Genomic DNA, 13,723 nt, shown 5'->3' with positions numbered 1-13,723 from the left:
ACCATGCAAGGAACCTCCTTGGCCACTGTGCGCTTGCAACCCTCATTTGCTGTTCCTCTAGGTGTTCTGCTGTTAGGTCTGCCCCTGTGGTGGTTGCGGTGGTGGCTGGGCTTACCTATTTCTCTTTTTGCCTTATTTTTGGCTGTGCAGGCGGCAACACTGCGCTTAGAATTTACAGCAACAGCACTAGATGTCTATCGAGGTAGCCAACAGATTCGTCACTTTCCCTATCAGCAATGGCAGCACTGGGAGGTGTTTTGGCCAGTCTTTCCCATCCTCTTCTACTTCCGGGAGGTCAACAATATCCACTTTTTGCCGATTCTGTTTGACGCCAAAACTTTAGTACAATGCCTGCAAGAACGCTGCCCACGCACAGCCTTTATTTCCCCAGTTCGCAATGACAGATGACCCTACGGTGACTGATCTTTCTGAACCCACGCCAGAGGAAATCACAGCCCTCAAAGCCCAGCGCGATGCCCTCAAAGCGGAAATTCAAGCCCTCGATGCAGAGTTTCATCGTCTTGTCCACGATCGCCTCAAGTCCTTAGAAGAGCGGCAACAAAGTTTGCAGCTGACAATTGAACAACTGGAACGGCGCAAAGAACGCATTGAGCAGGAGCTACGGCGCAACTTTGTGGGTGCCTCCCAAGAACTTGCGATTCGGGTGCAGGGGTTCAAGGAATTTCTAGTCAAGAGCATGCAGGAGTTGGCTGCCACCATCGAGGAAACGGAATTGCTGCCCCCAGCCCCCCCTGTGGCGGAAACTGCCCCTGCTCCAGTAGAAACAGCCGCAACACCGCCCAAGTTAGTTCTTGATGAGGGATTTCAGGAAGAAGCGGATCGGATTCGCCGCTTGCTGGAGCAGTATCGCAGCAGCCCCAATTACTATGGCCCCCCGTGGCAGTTGCGACGCACGTTTGAGCAAATTCATGCTGAGCGTGTCGAAAGCTGGTTTTTTGATCTGGGGGGACGGGGTGCCCTGCGATCACTCCCCAGTCGGTTACAAAATATCCTTGTTGCCTCGGCAATCATCTCGATCCTGCGGGATTTCTATGGGGAGATGTTGCGGGTCTTGGTCTTAGCCGATTCTCCTGAGCGGCTAGGGGACTGGCGACGGGGGTTGCAGGATTGCTTGGGGATTAGTCGTCAAGATTTTGGCCCTGATCAGGGGGTGGCACTTTTTGAATCAGCGGAGGCTTTGGCCTTTCGTGCCGATCGCCTTGAACAGGAGGACTACATCCCCCTGATTCTCATTGATGATTCCCAACCTCAAGTCAGCCTTTCGCTCCTGCAATATCCCTTGCTTTTGGGTTTTGCCCCTGAACCCCAGTTGCGTCCTAGCCGTAGCTCTGATTTTTTTGAGTAGTTTCAGTTACCCTTGGAGGCTCCCGTGACCACTGCACTGATCCTTGGACTGCTGGCGCTCATGAGCTACCTGCTCGGCTCGATTCCTACGGGCTATCTCCTAGCGAAAGTGCTGCGGGGCATTGATATTCGTGAGTATGGCTCTGGCTCAACCGGTGCAACCAATGTGCTACGGGTAGTGGGCAAAGGTCCTGGACTGATCACCTTTTTGGTGGATGTCGGCAAAGGATTAGGTGCCGTTCTTTTGACGCGTTGGGTCTTGGGACAATCTTGGAGTCCAGTACCCGCCAGTTGGTTTGAATTTGTGTTGCTGGCGATCGCCTTTATTGCAGTGCTAGCTCACAGCAAGCCCATTTGGTTGGGGTGGCGCGGCGGTAAATCCGTTGCCACAAGTTTAGGGGTACTCCTTGCCCTCAATGCTCCCACAGCCTTAGCCGCTTTTGCCGTGTTTCTAGTGGTCTTGGCGGCCAGCCGCATTGTCTCCCTGAGTTCTATCACTGCTACTTTATCCTTGCCCGCCTGGTTTTGGCTTTTTACGCAATCTTGGCCTTTTGTTGGCTTTAGTGTCATTGCCGGTGCCTTTGTGATTTGGCGACACCAGAGTAATATTCAGCGCCTCCTGGCAGGGACAGAGCCACGGTTAGGAGCTTCGGAAGGGTAGCTCTTTTCCAAGGCAGCTTTATGGACAAGCTCGGGGTTCCTCAATGCCCCCCATATTTTAGCTCATCGGCGGCAAGCCCCGTGCTCTCCCGAAGGGGAATCTTGCTGCTCAATGTACCGCTTCGACCGCTCCACCACTGGCAAGGACTCATCCAAAGCGCCGACTGCCCATGGAACTTGTTTACCTGCAGCCTGCGACTAGAGACAGATTTAAGACAGTTTTGCCGACGCCGGAATAGCTGGGCGGTTGGTCGTGCAGGTCAACCCCGCCGCTACGTCACAGCACTGGGGAATTTGCCTGAACCAAGTGCCGCCAGCGTGATCCGACCGGCAAGACGTGAACTCTGGATTGCCTATTAAAAAAGTGAGCCTAGGACATCGGCTCACTATAAAATGCAAAGGTTGCAAGACTGGAGAAGCCCGCCCTCGACACGAAGCGTGAGCGTCGGGAGTATGTCACAAAACGGTTGTATTTATACCTTTGGAACGGCTCTGAAGTTGCTACCATGAGTGGATACCAGTTTTGGTGGGGAGATTTGTAATGGAAACACTGCGGGGGCGTGATTTGCTCAGCATTGCTGACCTCTCACGGGCAGAGGCAGAGTATCTGCTGGATTTAGCTGCACAGATGAAAATTGGTAAAGTAGCTCCCCGGTGTCCCAAGGTGTTGGGGCTGCTGTTTCAGAAAGCTTCGACCCGTACCCGTGTCAGCTTGACGGTGGCAATGTACCAATTGGGCGGTCAAGTCATTGATCTAGATCCCCAATCCACACAGGTGGGGCGCGGTGAACCGTTACCCGATACCGCACGGGTGTTGGATCGCTATTTGGATGCTATAGCAATTCGCACCTATGGTCAGGTGGAACTGCAACTGTTTGCGGACTATGCGCGGATCCCCGTGATTAATGCCCTTACCGACCGCGAGCATCCCTGTCAGATTTTGGCGGATTTGCTGACGCTGCGGGAATCCTTTGGCACATTGGCGGGACTGACCCTTTGCTACATTGGCGACGGCAATAATGTGGCACATTCGCTACTCTTGGGTTGTGCCCTCCTAGGGGTAAACATTCGGGTGGCATCGCCGCCACAGTTTGCGCCTTTGCCCGATATTGTGGCGCAAGCCAAGGTATTGAGTGGCGGTAAGAGTGAAGTGACTGTTCTTGCGGATCCGCAGGCAGCAGCTAAGGATGCCCATGCCCTTTACACGGATGTTTGGGCCAGTATGGGACAGGAGGCAGAAGCGAGCGATCGCCAGCCCATTTTTCGACCCTACCAAATTAACGATCAGCTCTTGGCGCTTGCGGATCCGCGGGCGATTGTTCTCCACTGCCTGCCGGCTCACCGCGAGGAGGAAATTACCGCCAGTGTCCTTGAAGGGCCGCAATCCCGTGTTTGGGAGCAGGCGGAAAACCGTCTCCATGCCCAAAAGGCACTGCTGGCCAGTCTCTTGGGATAGGACAATGCTGCGCCACCGCTGGCACAAACTCAGCCTCTCAGATCGGTTGTTGCTAGTCGGAGCTGTGATTTGCGGAGCTTTTCTGTTACTGGCGGTTTTTGCTCCCCTTGGCCAGGCTCTGGGCTGGCTTGCCAATCCCCAAGAATTTCTGGACTTTCCGATTCATGCGCCGCCTTCGCCGCAGCACTGGTTTGGCACGAATCGCTTGGGCTATGATGTGTTTTCGCGCACGATTTTTGGTGCCCAAGCAGCTTTGCAGGTGGTGTTTGTGGCAACGCTGTTGAGCCTGGTGGTAGGGGTACCCTTGGGACTGCTGAGTGGCTATCGCGGCGGCTGGCTGGATCGCGGACTACTCTTTTTGATGGATACGATCTACACGTTGCCGGGGCTACTTCTGGCTATCACCGTGGCCTTTGTGGTGGGCAAGGGAGTGCTGAATGCGGCGATCGCCCTCAGTGTGGCCTATATTCCCCAGTACTATCGGGTTGTCCGCAACCATACTGTGAGTTTGAAAAATGAGGTCTTTATCGAAGCTGCCCGTGCTCTTGGTGCCTCTACTCCGCGGATTCTGCAGCGGTATCTTTTGGTAAATGTTCTCCCCAGTATTCCCGTGCTCTTTACGCTCAATGCCGCTGACGCCATCTTGACCTTGGCTGGACTGGGGTTTTTGGGCTTAGGGTTGCCGCCCCAAGTGCCAGAATGGGGGCAAGATCTACGACAAGCCTTAGATGGGCTGTCGGTGGGCATTTGGTGGACGACGTTCTTTCCGGGGCTAGCCATGACACTTCTTGTGGTGGGTCTATCGCTTCTTGGCGAAGGGCTAGGAGAGCGCCTTAATCCGAGCCGGTTCAGTTAACCAATAATGTCGAATCATGCCTAATCACATCTTGGTAACTGGTCCGAGTCGCAGTGGCAAGAGTGAATGGGCCGAATCCCTTGCTGCCCAAAGTCAGCAAGCGGTGATTTACATTGCAACAGCGATCGCCCCTCCAGACGATCCTGAATGGCTACAGCGCATTGAACAACACCGGGTTCGCCGCCCCACTGAGTGGGAATTGCGGGAGTGCCCCCTCGAGCTGGCTGCCCTCCTGCGTAACCTGCCGCCTCATCATTGTGCCCTTGTGGATTCCTTGGGAACCTGGGTGGCCAATTGCCTAGACCAATCTCCCGATCAATGGCAAGCCACCGTTGCTGAATTCCTAGCAAGTGTGCAAGCGTGTGCGGCTCAACTCATTGTCGTCGCCGAAGAGGTGGGCTGGGGGGTGGTGCCGGCCTATGCCAGTGGTCGTTGTTTTCGCGATCGCCTCGGTGAACTGTGCCAGCACCTGAGTCCGTTGATGGCGCAAGTGTATCTTGTAGCCGCTGGCTTTGCGCTGCCACTCCACCAATGGGGTATCTGTCTTAAACGTCTGAGGGTTGCTAATTAATTCCTCAGACCGTCCAGGGGAACTCCCTCTTTAGCAGGAAGTGGTTGTTTTGAACTTCTCCACAGTCGTTGATTGCAGCGGAGTGATGCCGGGGTTTTTCCCGCCGATGGGGCGGTTGTGGGTTTAGAGCCGCTCGACAAATTTTGCAAGCCGCGTCAGGCCTTTTTCAATGGTGGCTAAATCCGTGGCGTAGGAGAGGCGAATGTGATCATCCATGCCAAAGGCTTTGCCGGGAATTGTGGCCACTTTTTCCTCCTCCAGTAGGCGATCGCAAAACTCTACGGAACTTAACCCCGTTTCGCTAATATCCACAAACAGATAAAAGGCCCCCTGGGGTTTTAGACAGTGCAACCGAGGAATCTCACAAATACGTTGGTACATGAGGGCACGGCGATCGCGGAAAGCGGCCACCATCTCGGCCACACAGGCTTGACTTCCTTGCAAAGCCGCAAGCGCACCATACTGGGCAAACGTACATACATTTGAGGTACTATGGCTTTGAATTTTCGTGGTTACCTTAACAAACTCCGCTGGCCCTGCAATGTAGCCCACGCGCCAGCCGGTCATCGCATAGGCCTTGGCAAAGCCACTACACACAATGGTGCGCTCAAAAGCAGCTTCACTTACCGCTCCAATGCTCAGATGCTCGGCATCGTCATAGAGAATCTTCTCGTAAATCTCATCAGAAACCACCCACAGTTGATGCCGCACAATCACTGCCGCTAGCTCACGAATTTCTGCGGGTGTATAGACCATGCCCGTGGGGTTGCTGGGGGAGTTGAGAACAAAGAGCCGTGTTTTCGGCGTAATCGCATCCTCCAGTTGAGCTGGAGTAATCCGATAACCATTCTGCGGTGTGGTTGCCACAATCACGGGCGTACCACCGGCTAGATGCACCATTTCTGGATAGCTCACCCAGTAGGGGGCAGGAATAATCACCTCATCACCGGGGTTGATCAGGGCTAGCATCAGGTTAAAGAGAGCCTGCTTGCCGCCATTGGTGACGAGAATATTTTCAGCACGATAGGGCAGCTGATTATCTTTGTTGAGCTTGGTGGCGATCGCCTGCCGTAAGGCCGGTTCCCCCGCTGCAGGACCGTAGCGAGTTTTGCCTTGATCGAGGGCAGTTTTTGCAGCCTCACGGATATGGGCAGGGGTGTCAAAATCGGGTTCACCAGCACTGAAGCTACAGATATCTTCTCCGCTCCCGCGCATTGCCTTGGCTTTGGCATCAATTGCCAATGTTGCCGACGGTGTGACCCGCATCACCCGCGTTGCCCAGTCCATCCTTTGTCTCCTGCACTACTTTCCGTATTGTGGCACTTTGGCCGGGCATCGGTGAACCAAATATTCGGGGTTGGCGTTGAGACTGTTGCTTGGGATACCCCCAGGGGAATTCGAATCCCCGTCGCCTCCGTGAAAGGGAGGTGTCCTAGGCCTCTAGACGATGGGGGCAAGGCTCAGCATTAGTTAATGTAGCGAATGGACTAAGCTTTTGTCAACACCCTAGGAAACTTTTGCATGAACCCTCCTCCTAGGAAGAAAATAAGGAAGATTCCTGAGGGACTTGCTGTGGAACTTGCTGGCCTACGTTCCTTCTCCATTGTGATGCCCGCCTACAATGTGGTCACCCAGCGGGGAGAAACAGTTTTTGCGGAAACGCTGGAGAGCATTGCTGCCAGTTGCTACTACCTACAGCAGCACTTTCCCTACGCTACGGAGGGGGAATTGATCCTTGTCAGTGATGGCTCAACGGATTCCACCTGTGACGTGGCGGTTAAACGATGGCCAAATACGGTGCCGCTGCAAGTAGTGGGCTGGCCAATCAACATTGGCATTGCCGCTGCACGCAATATGGGAGTTCGCTTGGCTAAAGGAGAGGTGATTTTTTTCTGTGATGCCGATGATCTGTACCGCCCTGAGCACCTGTTTTTAGCCCTATCGGTGTTGAATCAGCCCCTACCGGAACCCTATGCCCCAGCTTATTTTGGTGCTGTGCGCACGGGAGTCTATTGTCGCGATCGCCTACATCCCTACTGGCACAAAAGCCTAGAGCACACCTTGGTTCTCAATTTGGCGGTGCGCCGCGAAGTCCATGAATTTATTGGTGGCTTTCCTGAAGATGAGGTCTTCCGCCAGTTTCGCTATGGGGCTGAGGATGTGGCCTATGCCCATTGGTTGCACCAGTTTTGTCACACCGCCCGCCTTGAGCAGCAAACTGTTGAGTACCGCCGCTTTCCCAACAGTTTCTTTGATCGCCAGCTTAAGAAATTCCAAGCCGCTCCGGGTACGGTAGCCGACGACCTTGATGCCAGCGATCGCCAGCAGGAAGCCCAAATTCAGCAGATTATGGCCACACGACTTCAGGAATTGCAGGCCAAGGCGGCTCAACGAGTAGCCTAGGTTTTTTTGTGGCGCTGGACAATCGTTGCAGCCAGTTTCTCCGGTACTTCCTGAAGGTGATCAAATTGCCAGTGGAAGCCACCAGTGCCCATCGTCAGGGAGCGCAACTCCACCACAAAGTCGTGCATTTCCGCTTGGGGTAAATAAGCCTCAATCTGTTCCCAGCCAGGCCAACCCTCCTTACTGCCGTAGCCCAAAACCTGACCGCGCCGCCCCGTCAACGCCTGCATCACCTTAGCCGTAAAGGCTTGGGGCATCCACACTTGCACCGCCATGATTGGTTCTAGGAGTTGCGGCTCACACTGGGGAATTCCCGCCTGCATGGCAAGGCGAGCCGCTTGGCGAAAGGCCTGCTCAGAACTATCCACAGAATGGTAGGAGCCATTGGTGAGGGTCACCGCCACATCTACGATTGGAAATCCCAAAGGCCCTTGGTTGAGAAATTCCCGCACCCCCTGCTCCACACCGGGGATATATTGCTTGGGAACAACGCCGCCGACAATGGTTTCATTAAATTGGAAGCCGCTGCCGCGTTTTAAGGGAGCAATATCAAGGTACACATCGCCAAATTGGCCATGCCCCCCCGTTTGATGCTTATAGCGACCATGGCTGTTTTTTATGCCACGGCGAATGGTTTCCTTGTAAGGGACTTGGGGTAAGTGGGTTTGCATCGGTAGGTTATATTTACGGCGCAGGCGATCGAGGGCAATCTGCAAGTGAATCTCACCCTGTCCCCAGAGAATAATCTCATGGGTATCGCCATGCTGTTCCCAGTGCAGCGCCGGGTCTTCCTCCAGCAGTTTTTGCAACGCACTGGTGAGCTTTACCTCATCACTGCGTTTACTGGGGGTAATAGCCAAGCCATAGACAGGTTCCAGTTGTGGCGCGCAGGGCAAAGGTGCCGCCTGACCACTGACACTGAGGGTCTCACCTGTACGAATACCCTCTAGCCGCGCCAAAAGAACAAGGTCACCTGCTGTTGCCTGCCCCAGGGATTCTAGCTGTGGGCCCTGGGCACGGTAGATGCCGCCCACGCGCACCCCATTCAGGCTCATACCATCGGTCAATGTGCCCTGCCATACCCGCACGAGGGAGAGTTTGCCGCCTCCTTGAGGTAGATAGAAGGTCTTCAGTACTTGGGCAAGAGGCTCCTCGCCCTTGATCTGGCGATGGGCAGCAGTTTCTGTGGCATTGGGTGCTTCGCGATCAAGAGCCGCCAATAGAGGACGTACACCGTAGTCCATTTGCGCACTGCCAAAGAAGACGGGCACAATTAAATCGGCTCCCAACTCCCAGCGCAGGTCTGCTATGATTTCACTTTGCGGCGGCGCAATCTCCTCAAGGAGTTCCTCTAGGAGGTGATCGTCATAGTTGGCTAAAGCCTCCAGTAGCTCCGCCCGGGCAGCCTGTTCAACGGCTTGCAGTTCCGAAGGAAAAGAGACTAAATCTGCCGCTGCCCCTGCATGGTAGTGATAGGCCTGCTCCGTTACCAAGTCAATGTAGCCTAAAAGATCATCCCCCTGCCAAATGGGGTACTGGTGGGGTACAAGGGGACGGCTGGAAACTTGACGATAGGCGGCAAGGATTTCCATGTAGGGGTCGTGGGCACGCTCCATCTTGTTAATAAAGAGGAGATGGGGAATTTGCCAGTCATCGAGGAATTTGAACAGGGGGGTGAGGGTAAAGGCGCGATCGCTGAGGGGTTCACAGACAACGATCGCCATATCCACACCAACTAGGGCATTGAGGGTTTCTTGGAGCAACTCCACTGAGCCAGGACAGTCAAGAAGGATCAGCTCCCAGTCCCCATACTGGGTATGAACCACATTCAGCTCTACCCCCATCTGGCGATCGCGCGTCTCAGGACTGGTATCTAGAAGACTACTGGCCTTGCCATTGGTGGCGTGGGTAAGGCGCAAAATGCTTTCTGCAAGGGTCGTTTTGCCACTGTTGTAGCTGCCCACCAGGGCAATGTTGCATCGTCTTGCCATCGGACACCTACCTTTTGATTTGCCATTCGGGTCAAAATTGTCCAGAATAGACCTTTGCAGCCCTTTTCATTCAGGTGGTACACACTTGAAAACTGTGCAAACCACTACAGGAGAGGCTCCCCTTCCTTTGATGTATTTCCTAGAAAAAGGCTGTAGTTTGCCTTAACTAGATCTCTTAACTCTTGGCGATCGCCCTTGGTGGAATTTGCAGCATCTCTTAAGGGGACTGTAAACAACTATTAAGTTGCGGTTAACGTTTGCGAGGAGGACTACTCACGATGCGCTTCAATTCCCTTTTATGGGCAAGTATTGCCGGTCTTGGCCTTTGGATGGCATCGCCAGTACACGCCAATAGCCAAGTCAGCACGCTGATGCGGGAAGGGCGACGGCTAGTAGAAGCAGGGAACTATGCCCAAGCCTTGATCATTTATCAGCAACTGCTCCAGAGCGAGAGCCGTAATCCCCGCGTGCATTCTGCCATTGGCTACATCTATGCCCAGCAGGGACAATTTGCTGAAGCTGCTCGTGCCTATCAACGTGCCATTGAGCTAGATCAACAAAACGCTGATTTTTACTATGCCCTCGGCTACAGTCTGGGGATGATGGGGGAAAACCACGGTGCTGCTGCCGCCTACCGCCAAGCGATTCGCCTCAATAACCGTAATGCCCAAGCCTATGAAGGATTGGCGGTGATTCTTGCCCGCATGGGGGATCCCCAAGGCGCTATACAGGCCTACCGCTCTGCCCTCGGTCTTGACCCTCGCAATTGGGCAGCTCAACAGGGATTAGGTGTTTTGCTGTTCCAACAACGCAATATCCCTGAAGCCCTCAGTCATCTGCAACAGGCGGCAACTCTTGCCCCTAGCAAGGCCTCAATTCAACTCAACTTGGGGATGGCGCTTCTTGCCGCTGGGGATTCTAGCAAAGGCTGGCAGGCCATTGATCGCGCGGCCAACTTGGGGCAGCGCGATGCGGATCTACTTCAACAGGTGGCAGAACTCGCCGTTGCTGCAAATCAACCAGAGCGCGCCATCCAAATGTATCGCCGCCTGATCACCCTGCAACCCGAACAGGTGGCCACCTACTTCCGTTTAGGTGAGCTGTTAATGCAGCAAGATAATTCCCTTGAAGCGGTGGCAATTTATCGTCAAGCCACGCAGATCAGCCCCACAAATGCCGATGGATTTTACCGCTTGGGGAAAGCGTTGACAGCTCAAGGCCGACGGCAGGAGGCCCATAGTGCCTATCAAATGGCTCTGAAGCTCTACCGTGAGCAAAATAACCGCACTGGGGAAACAAAAGTCCGGGAAGCAATGCGGCAGCACAACTAGTCGCTAAGCTTCTTGCCCCAGTTTCATGACCACCTGCTGCAACTCAGAAATGAGGGCACTGGGACGGCCATTGAGGATAGTTTGGTTGATTCCCTCGAGAGCTTGACGCAAGTGATTGAGGCGATCTTGAACAGGTTGTAAAATTTCCCGCAATAGAGTTGCCTGTCCCCGCTTCGCAGCCAGCAATCGTTGCTCTTCAAGCAGTATTTGTTCTTCTTGGTTCAGTTGATCTTTTTGCTGCTGTTGCAGCTTGCGGCGTTCTTCGAGGTCGTGACGCAAACTTTCTAAATCGGTATAGGCCTGTTGTAGTTCCTCCGCCAGTTGATTGACGGCCACACTGTACTCTTGAAACTGGCGTTCCAATTCGCTGAGAATGGGAATGAGACTAATGCCCTGTTGGGAGGCAGGATCCTTGCGTGCCTCTAGCACTTGCTTGTGGATTTTGTAGATTGCTTCTTTTTCACGGATATTTTGCCGCTGGCCTTCAAGAGCCTGATTGAGCAGATTACAGCGCTGGCGTTCGTCTTCCAATTCCCCCGCCAGTTGGAGGCGATCGAAGTCACTGGCTTCTTTGACTTTTTGCTCCAGTTCTGCCAAGGACTCTAGAGCCATCTTTAGCTCTTCTTCTTGATCGTTGACAAAGGCAGAGGCGCGCTTGAGGTCATTGCCTCGGTTGGCCACTTCTTTTTCAAGTTCCTCGATGGGCATTTGCATCAGGGCATTGACATCCACTGCCTCTGTGAGATCACTAACCATGGCTTGGCGCATTTGCTGGATCATTTCCTCCTGTTGAGTAAGGAGGTGGCGTTCTTTTTCAAGGACAGATTGTTTGTAGCGGCAGAGTTCCTCCTGAAGGGCGATCGCCCGATTGTCTTGCCAAAATCGCTCTTGAGCAGTGCGCCACGTCTCTTCCTTTTGCTGAAAGACCCGAAGTTGCTCCTCTAGGGCAGCTTGACGTTGACTAACCTCCTGCTCCAGTTGCTCCAGTTGCTGCCAGTACTGGTTGAGCAAGGCCTGCTGCTGGTCTAAAGTCTGAAAACATGCGGTGAGTTGGGGACGCCCACCACTGTTGAGACTGTCTGCCAATTGCTGCAAAATCAAATCCACTTGGCGAATTTGTTCTGGTGATAGGCCAACACTGTGGCTGGATTTAAGTTGTTCCCAGCGCTGCTGCTCTTGGTACACTTGGTGGCGTAAATTTTCAAGGGCTTGGCGCTCTGCTTGAATCCGCTGTTCCTCTGCGGTCAGTTCCTCCCGCAGTTTGTTGAGTTGTGCCAATTGCTCCTCGGCGCCCGCTAGTTGTGCCTCAAGTTCTTGCAGTTCTTCTTTGCGCTGCTCAAATTCCTGTTCCCGTTGATTGAGAGCCTCCGCTTGATAGGATAAGGATTGCTTCCAACCTTCAATCTCTTCCTCTTGGCTTTGGAAGCGCTCCCGCATCCGCGTGAAGCCGTGCAAGATACCTGTAAGACGGCGAGACGCCTCATCCACATTGTGAATTTGGCGGTTGGCAGCCATTTCCACAAAGACGAGCACCCCGTTGCCGTAGTCACGGCTATTGTCAAAGGGAATCGTCTCTTCGTTTTGGGGGACGGGATGCCAGTAACCCGACTGCTCACGCATGAGCAATTTCAATTCGGATTTCGTCCCCATGAAACCCGTTTTCTTAATGACCTCGGCGAGATACTGCACAGCCCTTGACCTCTACCCTAACGCTGAGACTGACACACAACAGCAACCAATGACAACCGTAATAATACGCATGACGGACTTAAGCTCATGAAGAATGCAGCTTTGCGTTTGCTAGCGATCGCAACAATTCAGAACTCTATATCTCTATTAAACACCCATCAGTGAGAGTTCATCAGGGGCTTGAATTCCTGAGTCGGGAACTAAAAAATTGCCAAGGCCAAGGTGGTTCGGCTACATTCTATTATCTATTATAGCGTCGTTATAGCGTCAGGATTGTGGCCGAAAGGCGGCTAATCCTCACTGGCAGCGGGCATCCAAGGTTGCTGCGGCAAAAAAGTGCGATCGCGGGGCAATGGAGCAATGGGTTCTGTCAAAGTAAAACGACCACTGTAGAGCCATTGCTTGAGAACTTCAGCAATACGCTGACTAAAGTAGAGACTGGTGAGGGGAGCCGTGCGCACGGTTTTACCTTCAATTTTGATTTTGCCTGACTTTAGTTGGGCATAGTTGACCATGCCAAAAGTGGGACGCACACGGCGAGGAATTGAAAAGTCAATAATCGGGGCAACCACTTCTTCATCGCGAATCGCGCAGCGGGCAATGACCTCTTGATCTAGCACCGGCAGCGGAACACCTACCCCCAGCATCAGAGAAGCCCCATAGTGCTTGAAATAGCAACCCCGCACCCAAAAGGGATCCATTTGTTTGGCATCGCCAATAAGGGCAAGGGTGGCGGCTGGTCCAATGGGTGTGTCGTTGGCTAACCGTTTTTGCAAAGGGAAGTGTTGGGTGCCTTCCCACGCCACATAGCCAATGCCGCCGCCGAGAAAAATGCGCGTGCCAATTCCCACTAGTCGCAAGTAGGGATCGTTCAGCAGAGGCGAGAGGGCACCGCCACAGGCATAGACGGCGTTGCCCAGTTGCGGTTGTAGTGGTCCAAGGTAGGTATAGAGGGGGCGATCGCCCCCATTTACGCCAACAATAAAATTTTGATAAAGATTACGGGGGTTGTAGAGATAGAACTGGTTGATCGTCTCTTTGCTGATCACAGTTTCTAAACTGGCACGGGGATAACAATCAGTGACATAGCCCACTGCCCGCAGGGAAATGGCTTTACCGGCAATCAAATCGGCAATCACATGGCCACCCCCCCGTTCCCGCAGACTATCCACTTCACCCCCATCGGAATTCGGGTCAAGGGATTGGGCTGCCCCCAAATACAGATCCACAGCACCAAAACCACTGTAGGCAGGAATGCCGTCCAGCCAGCACTGCCGCAGTTTAATCGGTGGATCCGTTGGCCCCAAATTAATGATTGCCCCTGAAGACTCCATGGGTTCAAACGTACCCGTCGTAACCACATCTACTTGGCGGGTGGCTTCAGCAATGCTCAGGCTTTCA

12 protein-coding genes and 1 tRNA gene are annotated in these 13,723 nt (G+C 53.6%); 8 read left to right on the top strand and 5 right to left on the bottom strand.

The features are described from left to right. Positions 1-3 precede the first annotated feature (3 nt). The 6 genes from P3X23_RS11160 to cobU all read left to right on the top strand — a co-directional run bounded on the left by P3X23_RS11160 (position 4) and on the right by cobU (position 4,908). Positions 4-408 carry a DUF3119 family protein gene (locus tag P3X23_RS11160; RefSeq protein ID WP_300876750.1) on the top strand — a complete coding sequence of 135 codons (405 nt, stop codon included), beginning with the start codon at positions 4-6 and terminating at the stop codon, positions 406-408. A gap of 7 nt (positions 409-415) precedes the next feature. Further along, positions 416-1,366 carry a DUF3086 domain-containing protein gene (locus P3X23_RS11155; RefSeq protein WP_300876747.1) on the top strand — a complete coding sequence of 317 codons (951 nt, stop codon included), beginning with the start codon at positions 416-418 and terminating at the stop codon, positions 1,364-1,366. 24 nt (positions 1,367-1,390) lie between these two features. Beyond that, the gene (gene plsY, locus P3X23_RS11150) at positions 1,391-2,026 is read left to right on the top strand and encodes a glycerol-3-phosphate 1-O-acyltransferase PlsY (RefSeq protein ID WP_300876744.1); all 636 of its coding nucleotides are present in this window, start codon (positions 1,391-1,393) and stop codon (positions 2,024-2,026) included. Between the two features lie 540 nt (positions 2,027-2,566). Beyond that, positions 2,567-3,481, top strand: a complete 915-nt coding sequence (argF, locus tag P3X23_RS11145; RefSeq protein WP_300876741.1) for an ornithine carbamoyltransferase — start codon at positions 2,567-2,569, stop codon at positions 3,479-3,481. A gap of 4 nt (positions 3,482-3,485) precedes the next feature. Further along, on the top strand, positions 3,486-4,337 hold the full coding sequence (locus tag P3X23_RS11140) for an ABC transporter permease (RefSeq protein WP_300876738.1): 852 nt from the start codon (positions 3,486-3,488) through the stop codon (positions 4,335-4,337). Positions 4,338-4,353: 16 nt separating this feature from the next. Then, entirely contained in the window at positions 4,354-4,908 is a 555-nt protein-coding gene (gene cobU, locus P3X23_RS11135) for a bifunctional adenosylcobinamide kinase/adenosylcobinamide-phosphate guanylyltransferase (RefSeq protein ID WP_300876735.1), read from the top strand. A gap of 123 nt (positions 4,909-5,031) precedes the next feature. Here the strand turns inward: cobU and P3X23_RS11130 are convergent, their stop codons facing one another. After that, positions 5,032-6,195 (bottom strand): pyridoxal phosphate-dependent aminotransferase, encoded by a 1,164-nt coding sequence (locus P3X23_RS11130; RefSeq protein WP_300876732.1) that lies wholly within the window; start codon positions 6,193-6,195, stop codon positions 5,032-5,034. Positions 6,196-6,290: 95 nt separating this feature from the next. Beyond that, positions 6,291-6,363: transfer RNA gene (locus P3X23_RS11125), tRNA-Glu, on the bottom strand. 117 nt (positions 6,364-6,480) lie between these two features. Between P3X23_RS11125 and P3X23_RS11120 the strand changes: the two genes are divergently transcribed. Further along, a complete protein-coding gene (locus P3X23_RS11120; protein WP_300876729.1) occupies positions 6,481-7,311 on the top strand; it encodes a glycosyltransferase family 2 protein in 831 nt (276 codons plus the stop codon). Here P3X23_RS11120 and P3X23_RS11115 read toward each other — a convergent pair. Then, positions 7,308-9,302, bottom strand: coding sequence for an elongation factor G (locus P3X23_RS11115; RefSeq protein WP_300876727.1), 1,995 nt, complete (start codon positions 9,300-9,302; stop codon positions 7,308-7,310). The genes P3X23_RS11120 and P3X23_RS11115 overlap by 4 nt on opposite strands. 278 nt (positions 9,303-9,580) lie before the next feature. Between P3X23_RS11115 and P3X23_RS11110 the strand changes: the two genes are divergently transcribed. Continuing rightward, the gene (locus tag P3X23_RS11110; protein WP_300876724.1) at positions 9,581-10,633 is read left to right on the top strand and encodes a tetratricopeptide repeat protein; all 1,053 of its coding nucleotides are present in this window, start codon (positions 9,581-9,583) and stop codon (positions 10,631-10,633) included. A gap of 3 nt (positions 10,634-10,636) precedes the next feature. On the opposite strand, the gene hmpF is transcribed toward P3X23_RS11110, so the two are convergent. Then, the gene (gene hmpF, locus P3X23_RS11105; protein ID WP_300876721.1) at positions 10,637-12,322 is read right to left on the bottom strand and encodes a pilus motility taxis protein HmpF; all 1,686 of its coding nucleotides are present in this window, start codon (positions 12,320-12,322) and stop codon (positions 10,637-10,639) included. A 290-nt stretch (positions 12,323-12,612) separates the two neighbouring features. After that, positions 12,613-13,723 (bottom strand): homocysteine biosynthesis protein (locus P3X23_RS11100; protein WP_300876719.1); only part of this gene is annotated, 1,111 nt, incomplete at its 5' end.

The organism is Thermosynechococcus sp. Uc (assembly GCF_029335995.1).
In the GTDB taxonomy this organism is placed as follows: Bacteria; Cyanobacteriota; Cyanobacteriia; order Thermosynechococcales; family Thermosynechococcaceae; genus Thermosynechococcus.
The sequence above is the reverse complement of the archived record's forward strand: the minus strand, read 5'-3'. Positions and strand labels throughout refer to the sequence as shown.

Excerpts from the sequence above, each read along its gene's own strand:
- P3X23_RS11160 (WP_300876750.1), top strand. The coding sequence starts at position 4 with ATGCAAGGAACCTCCTTGGCCACTGTGCGCTTGCAACCCTCATTTGCT.
- argF (WP_300876741.1), top strand. The coding sequence starts at position 2,567 with ATGGAAACACTGCGGGGGCGTGATTTGCTCAGCATTGCTGACCTCTCA.
- P3X23_RS11140 (WP_300876738.1), top strand. The coding sequence starts at position 3,486 with ATGCTGCGCCACCGCTGGCACAAACTCAGCCTCTCAGATCGGTTGTTG.
- cobU (WP_300876735.1), top strand. The coding sequence starts at position 4,354 with ATGCCTAATCACATCTTGGTAACTGGTCCGAGTCGCAGTGGCAAGAGT.
- P3X23_RS11130 (WP_300876732.1), bottom strand. The coding sequence starts at position 6,195 with ATGGACTGGGCAACGCGGGTGATGCGGGTCACACCGTCGGCAACATTG.
- P3X23_RS11115 (WP_300876727.1), bottom strand. The coding sequence starts at position 9,302 with ATGGCAAGACGATGCAACATTGCCCTGGTGGGCAGCTACAACAGTGGC.
- P3X23_RS11110 (WP_300876724.1), top strand. The coding sequence starts at position 9,581 with ATGCGCTTCAATTCCCTTTTATGGGCAAGTATTGCCGGTCTTGGCCTT.